At 65.1% G+C, this 364-nt stretch carries 1 protein-coding gene; it reads left to right on the top strand.

Features of this window, described 5'->3' with window-relative positions:
- Positions 1-81: 81 nt before the first annotated feature.
- On the top strand, positions 82-364 hold a 283-nt coding region (locus QMZ92_RS35960; protein WP_283302153.1), incomplete at its 3' end, for a transposase.

Below are 364 nucleotides of genomic sequence, written 5' to 3'. Positions count from 1 at the left end.
TGCCGGGTTTGGTGTCGCTCGATGGGGTGACGTTGGAGCATGTCTGCCGGTCAGGCGTTCGGGGTTCGCTTGGGTGGCCGGATGAGTGACCGCAAGCCGTACCCGAGTGATCTCACCGACGAACAGTGGCAGTTGGTCGAGCCCGTGATCAGTGCCTGGAAGGCCGAGCACCCCTCGGCCACCGGTCACCAGGGTAGATACGCGATGCGGGAGATCGTCAACGCGATCCTCTACCAGAACCGCACCGGCTGTCAGTGGCAGTACCTGCCGCACGATCTGCCGCCGAAGAGCGCGACGTACTACTACTTCGCCGCCTGGCGCGAGGACGGCACCGACCAGACCGTTCACGACCTCCTGCGCTGGC

The organism is Streptomyces sp. HNM0645, assembly GCF_030056615.1.
Classification (GTDB): Bacteria; Actinomycetota; Actinomycetes; order Streptomycetales; family Streptomycetaceae; genus Streptomyces; species Streptomyces marianii.
Note: the sequence above shows the minus strand (reverse complement) of the source record. Positions and strands in the feature narration are given on the sequence as shown.